This is a genomic window from Streptomyces sp. NPDC001137 (assembly GCF_040298885.1).
Lineage (GTDB): Bacteria > Actinomycetota > Actinomycetes > Streptomycetales > Streptomycetaceae > Streptomyces.
The window spans coordinates 175255-196525 of record NZ_JBEPBA010000016.1 but is presented as its reverse complement, the minus strand read 5'-3'; the positions used below and the strand labels follow the sequence as shown (position 1 = coordinate 196525).

Below are 21271 nucleotides of genomic sequence, written 5' to 3'. Positions count from 1 at the left end.
GGTCACCTCGGGGTGGCCCGGCCCTTCGGCGTACTGCGGTGCGGCCGGGAGGGCGAGCTGGGCCCGCGGCCGCTTTGGTCGTCTAGTCGTCGCCGGTGGGGCGCGGCGGGCGGGGGCCGCCCAGCTCCACCGCCGTGCAGCGCCAGCGCAGGTCCTGGCCCCGCTCCAGGCGGAAGGCCATGGCCCGCAGCTGGTCGCCGGCGCCGATGCGGGCGAAGGCCTCTACGGCACCGGGACGGGCTTCGTAGTAGCCGATGTCGCGGACGACGGGGCGTGCGCCGCGGGTGCGCAGGGGGCCGCGCTCGGCGAGCCAGGCCAGTTCGTCGTAGGCCCGGCCCGCGGTGTGCCGCAGCATCGAGTGGACGGGGCGCTGACCGCTCAGCACGGCGAGGAGGAGGTCGGCGAAGACGTCGGTGGGGCGGGGCTGGGGGAGCGGTCGGGAGTGGCCGGTGGGGCAGGGCCCCGCGGCGGCGGTACGTGCGCCCGGAGCCGCCGTGGCGGTCGCGGTGCCCTTGGGCGGGGCTGCCAGGCCGGGCGGGCGACCCGGCCCGTTGAGGGCCGTGGCCGTGCTCCCGGCCGGCGTGGCGGGGGCCGTCGGCGGCCGGTTGTCGGCGGGCCCTGCGCTCGGGGAGCGGCCTTCGGCCCGGGAGCCGGGTGGGCGGCCGCCGCCCGGGGCCGTGCGGGTCTGGGTTCCGCCCGGCGTGCGGGGCGGGGCGCCGCCGGGGCGGCGGGAGTCGCGGCGGCCGGGTGGGCGGGTGCCCGGGTGGTGCTGTGCCCTGGTCATGATCTTGTGCATGTGTGTCCCCGTTCAGCGAGACGGATTGATACCCGTCGGTAACTTGGTGTTGGGGATCTTGTACGGGGCCAGGGGCGGCGGCAGCAAGGAAGCGGGGAGCTGGGCCGGGGCGGTCGGGATCTTCACCTATCAGGGTGAAGCAGGGGGCCTGGAACCCCGTGATCACGGGGGTGCGCCGGGTGAATTCCGAGGCCTCAAGTGGACGCATCCGGGCATCTGGGCAGGGACTCGAAAGGGGACTCCCGCACGTATCCTGAAGGCCCTTCAGCAGGCGCCAGAGCGCGCCCAGCCACCGACCACGAAAGCGGCCAGCCATGCGCGTCTACGTCCCCCTGACCCTCTCCGGTCTCGCCGAGGCGTACAAGACGGGAGAGCTTGGGGCGGGGCCGCTCGTGGCGTACGCCGTCACGCCCGCCCTGCGCGAGTGGTACCTCTCCGACGACATCGAGGAACTGGAGTACGCCGCCCTCAACCGCGCCGCGCTGGCCTCGCTTCGGCTGCTGGCCGCGGACCCCGGGGCGGCACGGCGCCGGGTCGTGGTCGCCGTCGACGTGCCCGACGGCGCAGCGTCCGCCGACCCCGACCGGGGCCTCGACCCGGCCGCGCTCGGCGAGGTACGGGTGACCGGGACGGTGGCGCTGGCGAAGGCCGCCGCCGTTCACGTCGACCTCGACGACGCGGAGGAGGACGTGGCCGCCGCGGCCGAGGCGCTCGAAGCGGCGGACCGCGGGGACGACGACGCGCAGTTCGTGGTGGACGGCGCCGAGGACCACGAACTGCTGTGGTACGCGACGCAGGAGATCCCCAGCCTGGTCGGGTTCGCGGACTGAGCCGTCCGGCGTCCGAGCCCTCACGCGCCTTCTCCCGCCGCGCCTGCGCCCTCCGGCGTCGGCTCAGTGGCCGTCCGACCTGCGGCGCTCTTGATTGTCAGTGGCGGCGGGTACGTTTTTGGCATGGGGAAGCAGACAGGGGCGCACATTGTCTGGGACTGGAACGGGACGCTGTTCCACGACAATGACGCGATCATCGGGGCGACGAACGCGGCGTTCGCCGAGCTCGGCCTGGAGCCGATCACGCTGGAGCGGTACCGGGCGCTGTACTGCGTACCGGTGCCGAAGTTCTACGAGCGGCTCATGGGCCGGCTGCCGACGGACGCCGAATGGGAGGTCATGGACGAGACCTTCCACCGGTACTACGCCGAGCACCGGATCGGCTGCGGGCTGACCGAGGGGGCGGCGGAGCTGCTCGCGGGGTGGCGGTCGGCGGGACGAAGCCAGTCGATCCTGAGCATGTACACGCACGACGAACTCGTCCCGTTGGTGCGGGGGTTCGGCATAGAGGCGCACTTCATACGTGTCGACGGGCGGACGGGGCCCTCGGGGGGCAGCAAGGCGGAGCACATGGTGCGGCACCTTGCCTCACTGGTCGGGGTGGATCCGGCTCGTACGGTGGTGATCGGGGATGCCGCCGATGATGCGGTGGCCGCGCTGCATGTGGGGGCGCGGGCGGTGCTGTACACCGGAGGGTCGCATGGGCGGGCCAGTCTTGAGGTGGTGGGGGTGCCTGTGGTGGACACCCTGGGGGAGGCGGTTGCTGAGGCGGAGCGGTTGGCTGCGTAGGGGGTTGCGGGGCGGGGCTGGTTTCGTGGCGCCCGGCGCTGGGGCTGGGCCGGGGGTGGGTTCGCTTGCCCGCGCGTGCGGGGTGCCGCCTGCGCCCACCCGTGCCGCCCCTAGCGGCACGACTGCCCGCAGGCGGGACGGCACGGCATGGTGGGGCATTACTGCCCGCAGGCGGGACGGCGCGGCGTGGTGGGCACGACTGCCCGCAGACGGCACGGCACGGCTGTCCGCGGGCAGGGGCCGGGCGGCGGCCAACGGTCAGATCGCCGGGGCCTTTGCGCGCAGTACCGTCAGGAACTCGCGCATCCAGGCCGGGTGGTCCGGCCAGGCGCGGGAGGAGATCAGGGTGCCGTCGACCACGGCTTCGGTGTCCTGGAAGGTGGCGCCGGCGGCCTGCATGTCGGGTTCCAGGGCGGGGTACGCCGTGACGCGGCGGCCGCGCAGGCCCTCGACCGCGGCGGTGAGCAGGGGGCCGTGGCAGATCTGGGCGACCGGCTTGTCCGCGTCGAAGAAGGACTTGAGGATCTTGCGGAGTTCGGGGTCGTTGCGGAGGTACTCGGGGGCGCGGCCGCCCGGGATGACGAGGGCGGCGTACTGGCCGGGATCGACCTCGGCGAAGGCGAGATCGGCGGGCCAGGTGTAGCCGGGCTTCTCGGTATAGGTGTCGAAACCGGGTTCGAAGTCATGGACGACGAACTGGAGCTTCTTGCGGGAGGGGGCCGCGATATGGACGTCGTAGCCCTCCTCGCGAAGGCGCTGGTAGGGGTACAGGACCTCGAGTGACTCTGCTGCGTCGCCGGTGACGATGAGGATTTTCGTGGTCATGTCGGACGGCTCCCCTCGGGCGGGTGTGCGCTGTCATGGGCAACGTGCCTCCTGGGGGGTGGCCTTGCCAAGGGGTCCGGCCGTTTTCGAGCAAGGGGGATCAAATGAGGCGTTCGTTTCGTCGGGCCGCACGACCGTGGGGTCTTTGCCGCTGTGCAGAGTGTCAAAGTTCCACCCCCGGTTTTGTACACATACGGCTCATGACGGGGCCCCCGTACTGAGCGATAGCCTTATGGCGTGATCAGCGCGATAGCTCGCGGGGGCACCGTTGCCCCTGCCCTGCGCCCGGCGAGCACGGACCACCTCCGTGACCGGGCGGCAGTCGCTGGTCTTCGCGGGCAGGAGGGGGCCGGAAGGGCTCCCGGGATGCCATTCACCCCCTGGACGCGGCCGCTGCCGAGAGCAGCGTCACACCCTCGGGGCGGCTCAAATATGGCTCATATCTTCCCGCTCATCTCACCTTGCGGCATAGCGTCGACGCAGACCGGAGAACCCGGGCCGTGGCGTCGAGCCGCAGGGGAAGAGACCGTACTTCCTTCTACGTCACGCAACGGCGCGCGACAGGAGCCAGAGGACAATGCAGACCAAGCTGGACGAAGCCAAGGCCGAGCTGCTCGAGAGGGCCGCCCGGGTAGCTGAGAACAGCCCGGTCGGGGGGCACCTACCGACCGGGACGACGGACGGGAGCACCCCAGACCGGGACACCGTGCTCGCGTTCCTCCAGCGCTACTACCTGCACACCGCCCCGGAGGACCTCACCGGCCGCGACCCGGTCGACATCTTCGGAGCCGCGCTCTCGCACTACCGGCTGGCCGAGAACCGCCCCCAGGGCACGGCCAACGTGCGGGTCCACACTCCCACGGTGGAGGAGAACGGGTGGACGTGCAGCCACTCCGTCGTCGAGGTCGTCACCGACGACATGCCCTTCCTGGTCGACTCCGTCACCAATGAGCTGACGCGGCAGGGACGCGGGATCCACGTCGTCATCCACCCGCAGATCGTCGTCCGCCGGGATGTCACCGGCAAGCTCATCGAGGTGCTCAGCGCGCAGTCGGCCGGCGACCTGCCGCACGACGCGCACACCGAGTCCTGGATCCACGTCGAGATCGACCGCGAGACCGACCGGGGCGACCTCAAGCAGATCACCGCCGACCTGCTGCGTGTGCTGTCCGACGTCCGCGAGGCCGTCGAGGACTGGGACAAGATGCGGGACGCGGCGATCCGCATGGCCGACGAACTGCCCAAGGAGCCCGTCGCCTCCGATCTGCGCGAGCAGGACGTCGAGGAGGCCCGCGAGCTGCTGCGCTGGCTGGCCGCCGATCACTTCACCTTCCTCGGCTACCGCGAGTACCAGCTGCGTGAGGACGACTCGCTGGCCGCCGTGCCCGGTACCGGTCTCGGCATCCTGCGCTCCGACCCGCACCACGCCGGGGACGACAGCCACCCGGTGAGCCCGTCCTTCGAGCGGCTGCCCGCGGACGCGCGCGCCAAGGCCCGCGAGCACAATCTCCTCGTCCTGACCAAGGCGAACAGCCGGGCCACCGTGCACCGGCCCTCGTACCTGGACTACATCGGCGTCAAGAAGTTCGACGCGGACGGCAACGTCGTCGGTGAGCGGCGTTTCCTCGGTCTGTTCTCCTCCGCCGCCTACACCGAGTCGGTGCGCCGGGTCCCGGTCATCCGCCGCAAGGTCGAGGAGGTCCTGGAGCGCGCCGGCTTCTCGCCCAACAGCCACGACGGGCGCGACCTGCTGCAGATCCTGGAGACGTACCCGCGCGACGAGCTCTTCCAGACGCCGGCCAGCGAGCTCGAGTCCATCGCCACCTCCGTGCTGTATCTGCAGGAGCGCAGGCGGCTGCGCCTGTACCTGCGCCAGGACGAGTACGGGCGCTACTACTCCGCCCTCGTCTACCTCCCGCGCGACCGCTACACCACCGGGGTGCGTCTGAGGATCATCGACATCCTGAAGGAGGAACTCGGCGGTACCAGCGTCGACTTCACGGCCTGGAACACCGAGTCGATCCTGTCCCGGCTGCACTTCGTGGTGCGGGTCCCGCAGGGCACCGAGCTGCCGCAGCTGTCGGACGCCGACAAGGAGCGCATCGAGGCCCGGCTGGTGGAGGCCGCCCGCTCCTGGGCCGACGGCTTCGCCGAGGCTCTGACCGCCGAGTGCGGCGAGGAGCACGCCGCCGAACTGCTGCGCCGCTACAACAACGCCTTCCCCGAGGGCTACAAGGCCGACCACACCCCGCGTGCGGCGGTCGCCGACCTCGTCCACCTGGAGCAGCTCAGCGAGGCACAGGCCGACAGCGGCCAGGACTTCTCGCTCAGTCTGTACGAGCCCGTCGGCGCCGCCCCCGAGGAGCGCCGGTTCAAGATCTACCGCAAGGGCGAGGCGGTCTCCCTGTCCGCGGTGCTGCCGGCCCTCAGCCGGCTCGGTGTCGAGGTGACGGACGAGCGGCCGTACGAGCTGCGCTGCTCGGATCGCACCAGCGCGTGGATCTACGACTTCGGCCTGCGCATGCCCAGGTCGCAGAACGGCGGCGACTACCTCGGCGACGACGCCCGCGAGCGTTTCCAGGACGCCTTCGCCGCCACCTGGACGGGCAAGGCGGAGAACGACGGCTTCAACGCCCTGGTGCTGAGCGCCGGACTGACCTGGCGCCAGGCGATGGTGCTGCGGGCGTACGCCAAGTACCTGCGCCAGGCAGGATCCACCTTCAGCCAGGACTACATGGAGGACACCCTCCGCAACAACGTCCACACCACCCGGCTGCTCGTCTCGCTGTTCGAGGCGCGGATGTCGCCGGACCGGCAGCGGGCCGGGCACGAGATCGTGGACGCGCTCCTCGAAGAGGTCGACGCGGCCCTCGACCAGGTGGCCTCCCTCGACGAGGACCGGATCCTGCGGTCCTTCCTGACCGTCATCAAGGCGACCCTGCGGACGAACTTCTTCCAGGAGGCGGCGGGCGGCAAGCCGCACGCGTACGTGTCCATGAAGTTCGACCCGCAGGCGATCCCCGATCTGCCGGCGCCGCGCCCGGCGTACGAGATCTGGGTGTACTCGCCGCGCGTGGAGGGCGTGCACCTGCGCTTCGGCAAGGTCGCCCGAGGCGGTCTGCGCTGGTCCGACCGGCGTGAGGACTTCCGGACCGAGATCCTCGGCCTGGTCAAGGCGCAGATGGTGAAGAACACCGTCATCGTGCCGGTCGGCGCGAAGGGCGGCTTCGTCGCCAAGCAGCTGCCGGACCCGAGCGTGGACCGGGACGCGTGGCTGGCCGAGGGCATCGCCAGCTACAAGACGTTCATCTCGGCGCTGCTCGACATCACCGACAACATGGTGGCCGGCGAGGTCGTGCCCCCGGCGGACGTCGTGCGCCACGACGAGGACGACACCTACCTCGTGGTCGCCGCCGACAAGGGCACCGCCACGTTCTCGGACATCGCCAACGGGGTCGCGGAGACGTACAACTTCTGGCTCGGTGACGCCTTCGCCTCAGGTGGCTCTGCCGGTTACGACCACAAGGGCATGGGCATCACCGCCCGCGGCGCCTGGGAGTCCGTCAAGCGGCACTTCCGGGAGCTGGGCGTCGACACGCAGAGCGAGGACTTCACCGTCGTCGGCATCGGTGACATGTCCGGTGACGTGTTCGGCAACGGCATGCTGCTGAGCGAGCACATCCGCCTGGTCGCCGCCTTCGACCACCGGCACATCTTCATCGACCCGAACCCGGACGCGGCCACCTCGTACGCCGAGCGGCGCCGTATCTTCGAGCTGCCGCGCTCCAGCTGGGCCGACTACAACACCGAGCTGCTCTCCGCCGGTGGTGGCGTCTTCCCGCGTTCCGCCAAGGCCATCCAGCTCAACTCGCACATCCGTGAGGCCCTCGGCATCGAGGGCAAGGTCTCCAAGATGACCCCGGCCGACCTGATGAAGGCCATCCTGCAGGCCCCGGTGGACCTGCTGTGGAACGGCGGCATCGGTACCTATGTGAAGGCCAGCACGGAGAGCCAGGCGGACGTCGGCGACAAGGCCAACGACCCGATCCGGGTCGACGGCGCCGACCTGCGGGTCAAGGTCGTCGGCGAGGGCGGCAACCTGGGGCTGACCCAGCTCGGCCGGATCGAGTTCGCACGGCACGGCGGCAAGATCAACACGGACGCGATCGACAACAGCGCGGGCGTGGACACCTCCGACCACGAGGTGAACATCAAGATCCTGCTCAACGGTCTGGTCGCCGACGGCGACATGACCGTCAAGCAGCGCAACAAGCTGCTCGCCGAGATGACCGACGAGGTCGGCGCGCTGGTACTGCGCAACAACTACGCGCAGAACACGGCGCTCGCCAACGCCCTGGCCCAGTCCAAGGACATGCTCCACGCCCAGCAGCGGTTCATCCGTCACATGGTGCGCGAGGGTCATCTGGACCGGGCGCTGGAGTTCCTCCCCACCGACCGCCAGATCCGCGAGCGCCTGAGCGCCGGCCAGGGCCTCACCGGCCCCGAGACGGCCGTCCTGCTGGCGTACACGAAGATCACGGTCGCCGAGGAGCTGCTGCACACCTCGCTGCCGGACGACCCGTATCTGCGCGGGCTGCTGCACGCGTACTTCCCGACGGCCCTGCGCGAGCAGTTCGCCGACCGCATCGACAGCCACCCGCTGCACCGCGAGATCACCACGACCGTCCTGGTCAACGACACGGTCAACACGGGCGGTACGACCTATCTGCACCGGCTGCGCGAGGAGACCGGCGCCTCCCTCGAGGAGATCGTGCGGGCGCAGACCGCGGCCCGGGCGATCTTCTGCTCGGCCCCGGTGTGGGACGCGGTCGAGGGCCTGGACAACCGGGTCGAGGCCGCCGTCCAGACCCGTATCCGGCTGCACTCGCGCCGACTGGTGGAGCGCGGCACGCGCTGGCTGCTCAACAACCGGCCGCAGCCGTTGCAGCTCGCCGAGACGGTCGACTTCTTTGCCGAGCGCGTCGAGCAGGTCTGGCAGCAGCTCACCAAGCTGCTGCGCGGTGCGGACCTGGAGTGGTGGCAGCAGATCTACGACGAGCTGACCGGCGCCGGCGTCCCGGACGAGCTCGCCACCCGCGTGGCCGGGTTCTCCTCCGCCTTCCCGGCGCTCGACATCGTCTCGGTGGCCGACCGCATGGGCAAGGAGCCGCTGGACGTCGCCGAGGTCTACTACGATCTCGCGGACCGTCTGCACATCACCCAGCTCATGGACCGCATCATCGAACTGCCGCGGGCCGACCGCTGGCAGTCCATGGCCCGCGCCTCCATCCGTGAGGACCTGTACGCGGCCCACGCGGCGCTCACCGCGGACGTCCTGGCGGTGGGCAACGGCACCTCGACCCCGGAGCAGCGCTTCAAGGCGTGGGAGGAGAAGAACGCCGCGATCCTGGGCCGGGCGCGCACGACGCTGGAGGAGATCCAGAGCTCGGAGACGTTCGACCTCGCCAACCTGTCGGTGGCGATGCGTACGATGCGGACGCTGCTGCGGACGCATTCGTAGCAGGCGGTACGAAAGCGAGGTGCCCCGAGCCGACCGGCTCGGGGCACCTCGCTTTCGTGGCGGTGTTCAGGCGGCCTTCGGCTTGACCTTGTCCGCGCCGCCGGTGAACTCCTCGTACGCCGCCATGACCTCCTCGGTCGGGCCGTCCATGCGCAGTTCGCCGCGCTCCAGCCACAGCACGCGTTCGCAGGTGTCGCGGATGGACTTGTTGTTGTGGCTGACCAGGAACACCGTGCCGGCCTTCTCACGCAGTTCGCGGATGCGTTGCTCGGAGCGCTTCTGGAAGGACCGGTCGCCGGTGGCGAGCGCCTCGTCGATGAGGAGCACGTCGTGGTCCTTGGCGGCGGCGATGGAGAAGCGCAGGCGGGCGCCCATGCCGGAGGAGTACGTCCGCATGGGGAGGGTGATGAAGTCGCCCTTCTCGTTGATGCCGGAGAAGTCGACGATGCCGTCGTAGCGATCCCTGATCTCCTCGCGGGACATGCCCATGGCGAGGCCGCCGAGGTAGACGTTCTTCTCGCCGGTCAGGTCGCCCATCAGGGCCGCGTTGACGCCGAGGAGGGAGGGCTGGCCGTCGGTGTAGATGTGGCCGTTCTCGACCGGCAGCAGGCCCGCGACCGCCTTCAGCAGGGTCGACTTGCCGGAGCCGTTGGTGCCGATCAGGCCGACCGCCTCGCCCTTGTAGGCGACGAAGGACACGTTCTTGACGGCGTGCACCTTGCGTACGCCGGCTGCCTTCTCGGTCTGCTGGCGGCGCAGCATGCGGTTGAGGGCGGCGGTCGCGGAGCCGCGCCCGGCGCCGGTGCCGTTGACGCGGTAGACGATGTCGACTCCGTCGACGACGACGGTGGGGATGCGTTCGATGGTGTGCTCAGCCACGGCCGTACGTCTCCTCAGCCTTCCAGAAGTAGATGAAGCCGCCGACTCCGGCGAGCAGGGCCCAGCCGATGGCGTACATCCACACATGGTGCGGCAGCTGGTGGGCGTGGAAGCTGTCGATCAGCGCGAAGCGCATCAGGTCGATGTAGACCGCGGCCGGCTGTGCCTGGAGCACCGGCTCCACCCAGTGCGGCAGGTTGCTGTGCTTGCCGGCCAGCTTGTCGATGCTCCACATCACGCCGGACACGTACATCCAGGTGCGCAGGACGAACGGCATCAGCTGGGCGATGTCCGGGGTCTTGGCGCCCATCCGGGCCATGATCATCGAGACGCCGGTGTTGAAGGTGAACTGCAGGACCAGCGCCGGGAACGCCAGCACCCAGGAGAACGTGACCGGCACCCCGAAGCAGAGCAGGATGACGACCAGCGCGGCCATCGAGAACAGCAGCTGCTGCAGCTGCTGGAGGCAGAAGGAGATCGGCAGCGCGGCCCGAGGGAAGTGCAGCGCCCGGACGAGGCCCAGGTTGCCGGAGATCGCGCGGGTGCCCGCCATGATCGAGCTCTGCGTGAACGTCCAGATGAACACGCCCGTGACCAGGAACGGGACGTAGTCCGGTACGTGCCGCTTGGTGCCGAGCAGGACACCGAAGATGAAGTAGTACACCGCCGCGTTCAGCAGCGGGGTCATGACCTGCCAGACCTGCCCGAGCTTCGCCTGGCTGTACTGGGCGGTGAGCTTGGCGGTGGCGAAGGCGGTGATGAAGTGGCGCCGGGCCCACAGCTGCCGTACGTACTCGGGCAGGGAGGGGCGGGCGCCGCTGACCGAGAGGCCGTGGCGGGCGGCGAGGGCCGCGAGGTCGTCGTCGGCCGGGGCCGGCGTCGGGGGCGGTGTGTCGAGGACCTGGCTCACATCCGCTGCTTTCACTCGGGGGAGGGGGGTGCCGGCGACGTCCGGCCCGTCGGCCGGACGGTCCGTTGCCCGGCGTTTCCTTACGCTTCTCTTCACGTTCTCTTACGTCGGGACGGGACCGTATCGTCGCAACGTGAGCGTAGGACGAGTTGGCGTCGGAACGCAACCGTTTCGTCGTAACGCGTTCGTCGGGTCAGGCCGTCGGGACGACACCGTTTCGTCGCAACGCCTCCCGCGTCAGGACGCAACCGTTTCGTCGCAACGCCCTATGCTGGTCCGCATGACGACGAACGCCGAGGAGCCCCAGACGCGTCCGCGCCGCCGGACCCCCGCGGGGGCGGCCGTACTGCGGGAGGACGTGACGGAAGCCATCCGTGCGGCCGTCTTCGAGGAGCTCGCGGCCGTCGGCTATGCGCGGATGTCCATCGAGGGGATCGCGCGGCGGGCGGGGGTCGGAAAGACCGCGGTCTACCGCCGCTGGCGCTCCAAGCTGCACCTGGTCCTCGACGTCGTCTCGGCGATCGCGGTGCTGGGGCTGCCGACGCCGGACACGGGCTCCCTGGAGGGTGACCTGCGGCTGCTGTACGAGGTCACCTCGCGCGCCCTGCGGCACCCGGTGGCCTCGCAGATCATCCCGGACCTGCAGGCCGAGGCGGCCCGCAACCCGGAGATCGCCGAAGCCATGCAGAAGACCCTGCGCGAGGGGCAGGAAAGCGTGGCCCTCAAGATCATCCTGGCGGCGGCGCAACGCGGTGAGGTCGGCGCGGAGCTGGACGAGGACCTGGCGCTCGACCTGATCTCCGGGCCCCTCTACTGGCGCTCGGTGGTGATCCGCAGCCCGAAGCTGCCGAAGGGCTATCTGGCGGCGCTGGCGCGGGCCACCGCGGAGGCGCTCAAGGCCCTGTGAGTGTGCTGCGGCCCGACCGCCTGTGGCCGGAAGCGAGTCGCCGCCCGCGGTGACCGGAGTTGAGGCGGAACTGCCGTGAGAGTCGTGATCGCCGAGGACAACGCCCTGCTGCGCGAGGGACTCGTCCTGCTGCTGACGTCCGCCGCGAGGTCGTGGGCGTCGCCGGGACGACGGGGCCCGAGGTCCTGCCCGCCCTCCTGGAGCACGTCCCGACGCGGCCGTGCTGCGCCCGCGCGGCGGAGCCGCACATCGACGGCACAGCCCCGCGCCCTTTGGCGCCCCGTGCGGTGTCTAGCCCCGTGCCGCCTCCGGATGCACCCGTACCCAGCCCTCCCAGGCCGACGTGATCATGTCCTGGACGTCGTGTGTGGCCTTCCAGCCGAGTTCGGTGGCCGCGCGGTCTGTGGAGGCGACTACTCGGGCGGGGTCGCCGGGGCGGCGCGGGGTGATCGTCGGGGGGCGGTCGTAGCCCGTGACGGCGTTGATGCGGTCGATCATTTCGCGGACCGAGACGCCCTCGCCGCAGCCGATGTTGAGGGTGAGATGGCGGCCCGGTGCGGACTGGAGCGTGCGGGCGGCTGCCACGTGGGCCTCGGCCAGGTCGACGACGTGGATGTAGTCGCGGACGCAGGTTCCGTCAGGAGTTTCGTAGTCGTCGCCGAAGATGCGCGGGGGTGCCTTGGCGGTGAGCCTCTCGAAGACCATGGGGATCAGGTTGTGGACGCCCGTGTCCGCGAGTTCGGGGGTCGCGGCGCCCGCCACGTTGAAGTACCGCAGGGAGGCGGTGGAGAGGTCTGTCGTCCGCGCCGTCGCGCGGACCAGCCATTCGCCGATCAGCTTCGTCTCGCCGTAGGGCGACATGGGCAGACAGGGTGTCTCCTCCGTCACCAGAGGTACGTCCGGCATGCCGTACACCGCCGCCGAGGACGAGAACACGAAGGACGGGACGCCGGCCGCGGTCACCGCCTCCAGGAGGACGCGCAGGCCCTCGACGTTCTCCCGGTAATAGTGCAGAGGCAGCTGAACCGACTCGCCCACCTGCTTCTTCGCGGCCAGGTGGATGACCCCGCTGACATCGTGGACCGCGAGGGCGCGCGCGACCCGCTCGCCGTCCAGCGTCGACCCCACCACCAGTTGCACGCCCCGCGGCACCCGCTCGGCGATGCCCGTCGACAGGTCGTCGTACACCACGGTCCGCTCGCCCGCCTCGATCATCGCCCGGACGACGTGCGCCCCGATGTATCCGGCGCCGCCGGTGATCAGCCAGGTCATGTGCGGCCGTCCCCTTCGTCAGTTGGCCTGTGGTGGTGCGGTATCAGTGGAGCGAGCGGTGGAGACTCGCGCCGAGGACGCTTCCTATGCTCCGGAGTGCTGGGGGAGGCGGCGGGTGACCGGCTCCGGTCCGCGCGTGGGCGCGGGAGCCACGGACGCCGGGCGGGTCGAGCGCCACAGCCGGACGAGTGACAGTACGGCGGCCGCGGCGAGCAGCCCGTTGCGGGCGAGCATCAGCACACAGCCCGCCCAGGTGCAGGCCATGACCTGGCCGTACAGGGCCGGGTAGGCGATGGCACTCAGCGCGGTCGCGCCCAGCACCAGGGCGGCCACCGGGCGCTGCACGGTGTGCCGCGAGGTCAGGCACACGGCGGCCAGGCCCAGCAGCCAGATCATGTACTGCGGGCTGATCACCCTGCTGGTGACGGTGAACAGCAGGACGGCACTGAGCGCGGCGTCGTACGGCGTCGCAGGCGTCCAGCGCCGGGCCCGCAGCCGCCACAGGAGCAGCAGCGCGAAGGCGACCGCCGTGAGGGCGAGGGAGATGTGCGCCACGGTCCGCACGTGCGGGCCGGTGAACTCCATCGCGCCGTACTGGTAGCGCACCTTCCCCGGCCATCCGGCGTGCGTCGCGAAGGCGAGCGCCGTGCCGCCCAGCGACTCGATCTGCACACCCCGCCCGCCCTGTTGCCGCAGGAAGGCGAAGGGGTTGGCGAAGAGCGCCGCGAGGACCGCGAGCGACCCGGCCCCGGTGACGGCGGCCCACGCCCACGCCGAACGCGTCCTGTGTCCCCTCGGCGTGCCCAGCAGCACCAGCGCCGGCCACACCTTCACCAGGGCGCCGAGCGCCGCGAACACCCCGCACGCGCGCGTGGAGCGCGGCAACGTCAACAGGGAGATGACGGCGAAGGCCGTGACCTGCACGTCGTAGCGGGCGAGCGGCACGTGCAGGAGGAGCGGGAGGCCGCCCACCCACATCGCCGCCCCCAGGAGCGTGCGACCCGGGCGGTTGCCCGCGACGGCCAGCGCCAGCGCGACGGCCGCGTCGGCGGCGAGCGTGAGGACGACGAACGCCTGGAAGTACGTCAGTCCCGGCAGCAGCGCGGGCGACAGCAGCACCGCGCCGGCCCCCGGCGGGTACTGCCACAGCGGGTCGTGCGCGGGAAAGGCGCCGTGCGCGAGGACGCCGTACCAGTCGTGGTAGAGGTGCCACACCTCCCGTGCAACCGAGCCCCCGCCGAGCCGGGGCGCCGCGTCGTGCGCGAGCAGCCACAGCATCAGAGCCCGGGTGGCGAGCCAGGCGGCGGCGAGGGCGAGGAGCCGGCGGTTTGCGGCGGCGGTCATCACGGCTTTGGTCACGGCGTTCATCACGGCGGATCGTAAGCCGGGCGAATGGTGTATGACTGCTAATACACCGTCAATCCTCGGTAAGAGCCCGGCTACCGCACAAAATCAGCCGTGTGCTGAGCGAGGACGCGGGGCGGGCGAACCGTCGGTGGGTGCGTGCGGAGACCGTAGCCGTGGCGGTCCCCGCCGTCGTCATACTCGCGATCGGTCTGTGGGGACTCGACCGCGGCGGCATGTGGGGCGACGAGAGCGTCACCTTCCTGGTCGGGCGGCGCACGGTGCCGCAGATCTGGCAGCTGCTGCACGGCCTGGACGCCGTGCACGGCCTGTACTACCTGTTCATGCACGTCGTCCTCGCCGTCCACCCCGGTGAGGTCCTCCTCCGGCTGCCGTCCGTGTTCGGGGCCGCCGCGACCGCCGGCCTGGTCGCGGCCCTCGGCGTACGGCTGGTACGGCCGCGGGTCGGGCTGTGGGCCGGTCTGCTGTACGCGGTCACCCCGATGACCGGCCACTACGCACAGGAAGGGCGCTCGTACGCACTCGTCGCGGCGGGCGTGGCGGCGGCGACACTGCTGCTGGTGCGGGCGGTGGAGGGGCGGTCGCGGCGCGGGTGGTGGTGGTACGGCGGCGTCCTCGCCATGACCTGTCTGCTGCACGAACTGGTCGTCCTCGTGCTGTGCGCGCATGCGCTGACGCTGGCGCTCATGCGGGTGCCGAAACGGGTGTGGCTGGGCTGGGGGCGGGCGGCCGGGCTGGCGGGGGCGGTTCTGCTGCCCCTGGTGTGGGTGTCGCACGAGCAGGCGGCGCAGGTGGCGTGGCTGGTGACACCCGGGTGGGAGCAGGCGGGACTGCTCGTGCGCGACTTCGGCCCGGTCCCGGACGGGGTGGCCTTCTGGGTGTGCGTCGCGCTGATGGTGCTGGGGCTCGGGGCGGGACGGCTCGCGGCGGTCGCACTGCCGCTGCTCGTGCTGCCGCCGGCGCTCCTGATCGCCGTGTCGCAGATCCGGCCGCTGTTTCACGAGCGGTATGTGCTGTACGCGCTGGCCGGGGCGCCTTTGCTGGTCGCCGCCGGCGCCGAGTGGGTGGCCGGGGCAGTGGGGCGCCTGCGGCTGGGCGGTCGTCGTGTGCCCACCCTCCCCCGCTCTCGGCTTCGCTCGAGCGGGGGGACCCCCCTCGCCCTGCGGAACGACTGCCCACCCGACGACGGCCGGTTGACCAGGCACCGCCTGTTGTTCGGCCGGCTCGGCACCCTCACGGGAATCCTGGCCGTCGCGCTCGCCTTCGTGCAGTGTCTGCCGCTCTACCGGCAGGACCGCTCCCCGGCGCACCGTCCCGAGAACCTCGGGGCCGTCGCCGCCCGGGCCGCCCGTGACATCCGTCCCGGTGATCCGGTGCTGTTCCTGCCGTCGAACTGGCGGCTCGCGGCGCTGACCTATCCGAAGGCGTTCCGCAGGGCCCGGGACATCGCGCTGCGGGAGTCCGGTCCCCGGTCCGGGACGCTGAGCGGCATCGAGACCACCCCGGAGGCGCTGCGGCGCAAGCTGGCGGGTGTGGACCGTGTCTGGGTCGTCGCCCAGTCGAGACTCCTGAGCTCGGGGCTGCTGCCCGCCGATCCGACCGAGCGCGTCAAACTCGCCGTCGTGGAGGAGCAGTTCATCGCCCGCGAGAGATACGTCAGCGGCCGAGTGACCTTCCTCCTCTACGTCCGCCGCTCCGCCGCCTCCGCCTCCGCCGCCGTGGCCGCGTCCAGCCCCCTGGTGAGCTCGTCGAGCCGCGACCGCAGCTGACGGATCTCTTCCACGTCGAAGCCCGTCGCCGCGACGATCCGGCGCGGTACCTGGACCGCCTGCTCGCGCAGGGCGGCGCCCTCCTCCGTCAGCCGGACCTCCACCGAGCGCTCGTCACGGGCGCTGCGCTCACGCCGTACCAGACCGGCCGTCTCCAGCCGCTTGAGCAGCGGGGACAGGGTGCCGGAGTCGAGCCGCAGATGCTCGCCCAGCTTCTTGACCGGCAGCTCGCCGTGCTCCCACAGCAGCAGCATCACCAGGTACTGCGGATAGGTGAGTCCGAGGTCCTTGAGGATCACCCGGTAGACGCCGCCGAAGGCGCGCGAGGCGGCATTCAGGGAGAAGCAGATCTGCTGGTCGAGGCGGAGCCAGTCGGTGGTCGGGGTGTCGGGCGCGGTCGTCATGCGTCCAGGATAGCTCTTGCGAGCCATTTAGTTGTGCACAATTCAGTTGTGTGCTCTACTTGTGGTCGTGAGGCGGCCGCCAGAAGGGCCGCCGGAACACGACTCCGAGAAGGATGGTCATCCATGGACGCGCTCTACACCGCTGTCGCCACCGCCACCCACGGCCGCGACGGTCGCGCCTTCACCAACGACGGCAAGATCGACGTCAAGCTGGCCCCGCCGGTGGAGCTGGGCGGCAACGGCGAGGGCACCAACCCCGAGCAGCTGTTCGCCGCCGGTTACGCGGCCTGCTTCGGCAGCGCCCTCGGCCTCGTCGGCCGCCAGGCGAAGGTCGACGTCAGCGACGCCGCGGTGACCGCCGAGGTGGGCATAGGCAAGCAGGGCGAGGGCTTCGGACTCAAGGTCACCCTCCGCATCGAGCTGCCGGAAACCGTGGACGAGGCGACCGGCCGCAAGCTGGTCGAGACCGCCCACCAGGTGTGCCCGTACTCCAACGCGACCCGCGGCAACGTCGACGTCGACCTCGTCATCGAGTAACCGAGCAGCCGGCCGACCGTCAGCTCAGCGAGTGTGCCCGCTCCGTCGAGGGAGCGGGCACCGCCGGGGCCCCCTGTGGCTCCGGCATCTTCTCGCCCAGCAGCACCGTCCGTACGACCCGCTCCGCGGCCCGCCCGTCGTCGAACTCGCAGAACCGCTCCCGGAAGGCGGCCCTGAGCCCCGCCGACTCCTCGTCCCGCCAGGTGTCCGAGGCGAACAGCCAGGCCAGCTCCCGGTAGGAACGCGACACATGCCCCGGCGCCTCGGCGGTGATGTCGAAGTAGGCGCCCCGGCTCGCCGCGTACGCGCCCCAGTCGTCGGCGTGGATCACGATCGGCCGGTCCAGGTTGGCGTAGTCGAACATCAGGGCCGAGTAGTCGGTGACCAGCACGTCGGAGGCGAGCATCAGGTCCTCGACGTGCGGCTCGTCCGTCGCGTCGACCAGCACGCCGCGCGCGTGCAGATCGGCGAGGCCGAGCCCGCGCGCCGTGCCGGTGGCGAGGGTGGGGTGCAGACGTACGACAAGGGTGTGCCCGGCACCCAGGTCCGCGGCGAACCGCGCCAGGTCGATCCGGTCGACATGCCCGCCCCGGCGGTAGTCGCGGCGGGTCGGCGCATACAGCACGACCGTGTTCCCGGCGGGGATGCCGAGCCGCGCACGGACGGCCGCACCGTGCTCCGCAGGCTGCTCGACGAGCACGTCGTTGCGCGGACTGCCGGTCCGCAGCGAGGTGAAGTGGCAGGGGTACGCCCGGTCCCACACCAGCTCGGAGTGCCGGTTGGCGACCAGGCTCAGATCCCAGCGGTCGGCGCGGTGCAGCATCTTCGGCACGCTGAAGCCGTGCCGGGCACCCGGCTTGGTCAGCAGGTCGGCACCCATGTACTTGAGCGGGGTGCCCTGGTGGGTGTGCACATGGATCTGGCCGGGGCGTTTGACCAGGGAGCCCGGCCAGTTGACGTTGTTCACCCAGTACGTGGCCCGCGCCATGACCGCGTGGTACTCCCGCGAGCCCGGCGTCACATGGTCGGTGCCGGGCGGCAGCGAGTCCACCGCGTCCTCCCGGACCACCCACACCCCGCGGATGTGCGGCGCGAGTTCGCGGGCCTTGGCGTGGATCGCGGCCGGATCGCCGTGCACACCCGCATGGTGGGTGGCCGAGTAGACGGCCAGACGCGGATCGAGGGGGAGCCTCGACTGGGCGGCGTACCAGGTGCGTTGGACCGCAGCCGATGCCTTGCCGACCGTACGCCGCTTGCCCGCCCCGGCGATCCTGCGCAGACCGCGGACCCCGCGCAGGGCCGCGTACGAGGCATAGGGCGAGCTCCCCAGGAGCCGCATCTCGGTGCCGCGCGGGCCGTCCGGCGGGGTGAAGTCCTCGGGGCAGTGACGGCGGTGGAAGGAGCGCATCTCGCGGTAGAACGCGGAGCGGTCCGACGGGGTCACCCGGTCCTCGCGGGCGATCACGAACAGCATGTGGTCCAGGGCCCGTTCGAACAGCAGGGGCCGCGCCCACGCGAGGTCGTCGCGCTCCTCCAGGAACGCGAACAGGCCCTCGTACTGCGGAAAGATGTCGAAGTGCCTGCGCCCCGGCGTCTTGGTGATCGCGCCCTGCCGGCGCTGCCGGTACTCGACGCCGATCCGGTTCAGACAGGCGATGCGGTCGGCCAGCACCATCGACCGGTAGGTGACCGGCGCGTCCTCGTACAGGCCGGACGCGTACTGCAGCCCGTGCTCCTGGAAGAAGGCCCTCCGGTACGCCTTGTTCCAGGCGACCAGGAACAGATGGACGTACTGCGGGCTCTCGCGGAGGCTGAAGACGTCCTGGCCCGCGGCGGCCAGCAGGGCGGAGGCGTCGCTCGGGCCGCCCCGCCCCCACCAGTGGGTGCGTACATGGTCGAACACCAGGATGTCCGGGTCATCGGCCGACTTCAGCCGGTCGGCGACGGCGGCGAGCAGGCCCGGCGTGTAGAAGTCGTCGCTGTCGAGGAAGAGGACGTAGTCGCCGCGCGCCTCGGCCAGCCCGGCGTTGCGGGCCCGGCCGAGACCGACGTTCTCGGGCAGATGCAGCACGCGCACCCGCTCGTCGCGTGCCGCGTACTCGTCGAGGATCGCGCCGCAGCCGTCGGGGGAGCGGTCGTCGACGGCGATCACCTCGAAGTCGGGGTACGACTGTCCGAGCACCGAGTCGATGCACTCGCGCAGGAAGCCCTGCACCTTGAAGACGGGGACGATGATGCTGAAGCGGGGCACGGGTTTCAGTTCCTCACAAGGGCGGGGACCGGGGCCGGGGTGCGCTCGGCGAGCGGGATCACGGGCGGGATCGACTCGGGCGGCTCGCCCAGCAGCACCCGGCGCACCACGCGCTCGGCGGCGCGCCCGTCGTCGAACTGGCAGAACCGCTCACGGAAGGCGGCCCGTGCCGCCGTCGACTCCGCTCCCGCCCAGGAGCCGTCGCGGAAGACCCGGGCCAGCTCCTCGGGTGTGCGGGCCACCGGCCCCGGCGGGTGTTCCATCAGGTCGAAGTAGACGCCCCGGGTCTCCCGGTAGACGTCCCAGTCGTCGGCGTACACCACGACGGGCCGGTCCAGGTTGGCGTAGTCGAACATGATCGACGAGTAGTCGGTGATCAGGGCGTCCGCGGCCAGGCACACGTCCTCGGAGGAGCGGTGCGCGGTCACGTCGATGATCCGGCCGGTGCTCCGGGCCCCGCCCTGGTCGTAGAAGTAGTGGGCGCGCAGCAGCACGACCACGTCCTCGCCGGCCTCCTCGCAGAAGGCCTCCAGGTCCAGGCCCGTCTCGAAGCCCGTGTGGTAGTCGCGGTGGGTGGGCGCGTACAGGACGGCCGTCTTCCCCTCGGGGACCCCCAGCTGTCGGCGGATGCGGGCCACGTCGTCCGCCGTCGCCGTGTAGTACACGTCGTTGCGCGGATAGCCGTACTCGAGCGTCTCGTGCGCGCCGGGGAAGGCCCGCTCCCACATCTCGGTGGAATGGCGGTTGGAGGTGAGGTTGTAGTCCCAGCGGTCGATACGGGCCAGCAGCTTGGTGAAGCTGCCGGTCGCCGCGGCCACCACGGGATAGGTCGCCTGGTCGACGCCCATCTTCTTCAGCGGGGTGCCGTGCTGGGTCGACAGGTGGACGCTGCCGGGGCGCTTGACGACGGCGTCCGCGAAGTTGGCGTTGTTGACGAGGTACTTGGCGGAGGCCAGCACGTCCCAGTACTTCGTGCTGCCGATGACCGCGTACTCGATGCCCTCCGGCATGGTGTGCTCCTGGTCCGGCTCGACCAGGAACACCGAGCGCAGATGCGGGGCGAGTTCGAGGGCCTTGGCGTGGATCGCGGCCGGGTTGCAGGCATAGCCGCGGCCCCAGTAGGCGCAGTAGACGACAAGGTTGGGGTCGAGCGGGCGGCGCAGATTGCGCGCGTACCGCAGGCGCGTGCGCACCATGTGGGGGCGCGGCAGCCGCTCGGCCGCCTTCACCGCCGCCTGGTTGGCCTCGCGCAGGGCACGGAACGCCGTGTACGCCCCGGCCGCCAGCAGCCGGTGCTGCAGACCGAGGCTGCCGGGCGGGGTCCGGTGGTCGGCGGGACGGTGCCGGCGGTACAGGGTGCTCGCCAGCCGGAAGAAGGCGCGGCGCCTGCCGGACAGCCGCCTGGGATGGGCGGCGGTCTTCAGCACGGCCGCGAAGAGCTGCTCGAAGAGCGCGGCCGAGCGGTCGCAGGGCAGGTCGAGTTCGGCGGCGCGGGTGAGGACCAGGTCGGTCTGGGCGAGCAGGTCGAGGTGGTGCTCCCCGGGGAGGGCGAGCCGGCTGCCCTGTCTGCGCACCAGATGCCGTACGACGACCTGGCGCAGCACCGCGGCCTTCTCGGCCGCCAGCGTGACCAGGCCGCAGAAGCCCACATCGGTGAAGTGGCCGTCGGGGAAGCCGATGCGCTGCTCGACCAGGAAGGCCCTGCGGTAGGCCGCGCTCCACGCCGGCAGCTGCACGCCCGTCAGCTGGGGCACCTGGTCGGGGGAGAAGGCGCCCGCCGGCGTCCTCGGCAGGAGCAGCGCGGCCGGATTGGTCGGCTCGCCCTCCCACCAGGGCACCCGCTCGTGCTCCAGGTACAGGACGTCCACGTCGCCCGTCTCGGCCAGACGTGCGTCCACGGCCGCCAGCGCCCCCGGGGCGAGGGTGTCGTCGCAGTCGAGGAACAGCAGATAGGAGCCGGTCGCCGCCCGCATCCCGGTATTGCGCGCCCCGGACAGACCGGCCGTGGGGGGCGAGTGCACCGTGGTCACCCGGGAGTCCCGCTCGGCGTACCCGTCGACGACGTCCGCCGCGGGCGTGTCGGGGCCGTCGCAGACCGGGATCAGCTCGAAGTCTCCGAAGGACTGCGCGAGCACGGAGTCCAGCGCCTGGGACAGCCGGCCTGCCACCCCATGGGACGGGACGATGATGCTGAAGCGGGGCATGCTGCTCTTTCT

General features: G+C 71.2%; 15 protein-coding genes and 1 pseudogene. 7 read left to right on the top strand and 9 right to left on the bottom strand.

Features of this window, described 5'->3' with window-relative positions:
- Positions 1–82: 82 nt before the first annotated feature.
- Complete coding sequence (locus tag ABT254_RS29260) at positions 83–796, bottom strand: Rv3235 family protein (RefSeq protein WP_351476246.1); 714 nt, start codon at positions 794–796, stop codon at positions 83–85.
- 314 nt (positions 797–1110) lie between these two features.
- Here ABT254_RS29260 and ABT254_RS29255 point away from each other — a divergent pair, with 314 nt between their 5' ends.
- Entirely contained in the window at positions 1111–1626 is a 516-nt protein-coding gene (locus tag ABT254_RS29255) for a DUF6912 family protein (RefSeq protein ID WP_351476243.1), read from the top strand.
- Positions 1627–1749: 123 nt separating this feature from the next.
- Positions 1750–2415, top strand: a complete 666-nt coding sequence (locus ABT254_RS29250; protein ID WP_351476240.1) for an HAD family hydrolase — start codon at positions 1750–1752, stop codon at positions 2413–2415.
- Positions 2416–2673: 258 nt separating this feature from the next.
- Here ABT254_RS29250 and ABT254_RS29245 read toward each other — a convergent pair whose 3' ends face one another.
- Positions 2674–3240 carry a DJ-1/PfpI family protein gene (locus ABT254_RS29245; protein ID WP_351476237.1) on the bottom strand — a complete coding sequence of 189 codons (567 nt, stop codon included), beginning with the start codon at positions 3238–3240 and terminating at the stop codon, positions 2674–2676.
- 577 nt (positions 3241–3817) lie between these two features.
- Between ABT254_RS29245 and ABT254_RS29240 the strand changes: the two genes are divergently transcribed.
- A complete protein-coding gene (locus ABT254_RS29240; protein WP_351476234.1) occupies positions 3818–8761 on the top strand; it encodes an NAD-glutamate dehydrogenase in 4944 nt (1647 codons plus the stop codon).
- 66 nt (positions 8762–8827) lie between these two features.
- Here ABT254_RS29240 and ABT254_RS29235 read toward each other — a convergent pair whose 3' ends face one another.
- On the bottom strand, positions 8828–9640 hold the full coding sequence (locus ABT254_RS29235) for an ABC transporter ATP-binding protein (RefSeq protein ID WP_351476231.1): 813 nt from the start codon (positions 9638–9640) through the stop codon (positions 8828–8830).
- Entirely contained in the window at positions 9633–10550 is a 918-nt protein-coding gene (locus ABT254_RS29230; protein WP_351476228.1) for an ABC transporter permease, read from the bottom strand. Before ABT254_RS29230 ends, ABT254_RS29235 begins: the two co-directional genes overlap by 8 nt.
- A 280-nt stretch (positions 10551–10830) precedes the next feature.
- On the opposite strand from ABT254_RS29230, the gene ABT254_RS29225 reads away from it, so the two are divergent.
- Together ABT254_RS29225 and ABT254_RS29220 are read left to right on the top strand one after the other, a co-directional pair.
- Positions 10831–11457: a TetR/AcrR family transcriptional regulator gene (locus tag ABT254_RS29225; protein WP_351476225.1), complete on the top strand. Its 627-nt coding sequence runs from the start codon at positions 10831–10833 to the stop codon at positions 11455–11457.
- Positions 11458–11532: 75 nt separating this feature from the next.
- Positions 11533–11669, top strand: a pseudogene (locus tag ABT254_RS29220) (DNA-binding response regulator); the annotation flags it as partial.
- 79 nt (positions 11670–11748) lie between these two features.
- Here the strand turns inward: ABT254_RS29220 and galE are convergent.
- Both galE and ABT254_RS29210 read right to left on the bottom strand, forming a co-directional pair.
- The gene (gene galE / locus ABT254_RS29215; RefSeq protein WP_351476222.1) at positions 11749–12729 is read right to left on the bottom strand and encodes a UDP-glucose 4-epimerase GalE; all 981 of its coding nucleotides are present in this window, start codon (positions 12727–12729) and stop codon (positions 11749–11751) included.
- A gap of 84 nt (positions 12730–12813) precedes the next feature.
- Positions 12814–14097, bottom strand: coding sequence for a glycosyltransferase 87 family protein (locus ABT254_RS29210; RefSeq protein WP_351476219.1), 1284 nt, complete (start codon positions 14095–14097; stop codon positions 12814–12816).
- Positions 14098–14228: 131 nt separating this feature from the next.
- On the opposite strand from ABT254_RS29210, the gene ABT254_RS29205 reads away from it, so the two are divergent.
- Positions 14229–15863, top strand: a complete 1635-nt coding sequence (locus ABT254_RS29205; protein ID WP_351476216.1) for a glycosyltransferase family 39 protein — start codon at positions 14229–14231, stop codon at positions 15861–15863.
- On the opposite strand, the gene ABT254_RS29200 is transcribed toward ABT254_RS29205, so the two are convergent.
- On the bottom strand, positions 15776–16267 hold the full coding sequence (locus ABT254_RS29200; protein ID WP_351476213.1) for a MarR family winged helix-turn-helix transcriptional regulator: 492 nt from the start codon (positions 16265–16267) through the stop codon (positions 15776–15778). The two genes, ABT254_RS29205 and ABT254_RS29200, sit on opposite strands and share 88 nt — an antisense overlap.
- 123 nt (positions 16268–16390) lie before the next feature.
- Between ABT254_RS29200 and ABT254_RS29195 the strand changes: the two genes are divergently transcribed.
- The gene (locus tag ABT254_RS29195) at positions 16391–16804 is read left to right on the top strand and encodes an organic hydroperoxide resistance protein (RefSeq protein WP_351476210.1); all 414 of its coding nucleotides are present in this window, start codon (positions 16391–16393) and stop codon (positions 16802–16804) included.
- 19 nt (positions 16805–16823) lie between these two features.
- Here ABT254_RS29195 and ABT254_RS29190 read toward each other — a convergent pair whose 3' ends face one another.
- Complete coding sequence (locus ABT254_RS29190) at positions 16824–19055, bottom strand: bifunctional glycosyltransferase/CDP-glycerol:glycerophosphate glycerophosphotransferase (RefSeq protein ID WP_351476207.1); 2232 nt, start codon at positions 19053–19055, stop codon at positions 16824–16826.
- Between the two features lie 5 nt (positions 19056–19060).
- Positions 19061–21259, bottom strand: a complete 2199-nt coding sequence (locus tag ABT254_RS29185) for a bifunctional glycosyltransferase/CDP-glycerol:glycerophosphate glycerophosphotransferase (RefSeq protein WP_351476204.1) — start codon at positions 21257–21259, stop codon at positions 19061–19063.
- Positions 21260–21271: the final 12 nt, after the last annotated feature.

Bases quoted from the DNA above. Each gene is read 5' to 3' on its own strand.
- ABT254_RS29250 (WP_351476240.1), top strand. From the start codon at position 1,750: ATGGGGAAGCAGACAGGGGCGCACATTGTCTGGGACTGGAACGGGACG.
- galE (WP_351476222.1), bottom strand. From the start codon at position 12,729: ATGACCTGGCTGATCACCGGCGGCGCCGGATACATCGGGGCGCACGTC.
- ABT254_RS29245 (WP_351476237.1), bottom strand. From the start codon at position 3,240: ATGACCACGAAAATCCTCATCGTCACCGGCGACGCAGCAGAGTCACTC.
- ABT254_RS29210 (WP_351476219.1), bottom strand. From the start codon at position 14,097: ATGAACGCCGTGACCAAAGCCGTGATGACCGCCGCCGCAAACCGCCGG.
- ABT254_RS29185 (WP_351476204.1), bottom strand. From the start codon at position 21,259: ATGCCCCGCTTCAGCATCATCGTCCCGTCCCATGGGGTGGCAGGCCGG.
- ABT254_RS29240 (WP_351476234.1), top strand. From the start codon at position 3,818: ATGCAGACCAAGCTGGACGAAGCCAAGGCCGAGCTGCTCGAGAGGGCC.
- ABT254_RS29200 (WP_351476213.1), bottom strand. From the start codon at position 16,267: ATGACGACCGCGCCCGACACCCCGACCACCGACTGGCTCCGCCTCGAC.
- ABT254_RS29195 (WP_351476210.1), top strand. From the start codon at position 16,391: ATGGACGCGCTCTACACCGCTGTCGCCACCGCCACCCACGGCCGCGAC.
- ABT254_RS29225 (WP_351476225.1), top strand. From the start codon at position 10,831: ATGACGACGAACGCCGAGGAGCCCCAGACGCGTCCGCGCCGCCGGACC.
- ABT254_RS29255 (WP_351476243.1), top strand. From the start codon at position 1,111: ATGCGCGTCTACGTCCCCCTGACCCTCTCCGGTCTCGCCGAGGCGTAC.
- ABT254_RS29260 (WP_351476246.1), bottom strand. From the start codon at position 796: ATGCACAAGATCATGACCAGGGCACAGCACCACCCGGGCACCCGCCCA.